Origin of the sequence: Arthrobacter sp. 2RAF6, from assembly GCF_052115205.1 — a bacterium.
Classification (GTDB): domain Bacteria; phylum Actinomycetota; class Actinomycetes; order Actinomycetales; family Micrococcaceae; genus Arthrobacter.
Map to the genome: position 1 here is coordinate 1 of NZ_JBFRGF010000130.1, position 473 is coordinate 473.

The following is a 473-nucleotide window of genomic DNA, read 5'->3' on the forward strand; positions in this document are numbered from 1 at the left end:
GTCATGAACACCGCCACCAACCCGCGCCTGCAGCACGACACCGCCGGCACCGGCCCCGCCCTGGATCGCCGCTCCCGGGCCCAGAAACTCCTCGACGGGCTCACCGGGGCCTGCAGTGTGGCCCTGGCCACCGGGGAACTGCCCGCCAACGGCGGCCTCCGGCCCCAGGTGATGGTGACCATCGACTACCGAGACCTCCTGGACCGCGTCGAACGCGTCGACCGCGAAACGCCCAGCGGCCCACGCCCCCGCCCGGGCAGCGGTACGTCCACGTTCCACGGCCCGATCCACCCCTCGGTCATCCGCAAGATCGCCTGCGACGCGGACATCATCCCCGTCCTGCTCGGCAGCGAGGGCCGCGTCCTGGACATCGGCCGCACCACCAGGGTGTTCCCGCCCCACATCCGCAAAGCCATCATCGCCCGCGACCAAGGCTGCGCCTTCCCCGACTGCACCATCCCCGCACCCTGGTG

1 protein-coding gene is annotated in these 473 nt (G+C 72.1%); it reads left to right on the forward strand.

The genetic code is table 11. The annotated features are described in order from the left end of the window. Window positions 1-473, forward strand: a 473-nt coding sequence (locus AB4Z38_RS25815) for a DUF222 domain-containing protein (RefSeq protein WP_441432351.1), incomplete at both ends; no start/stop codon positions are given.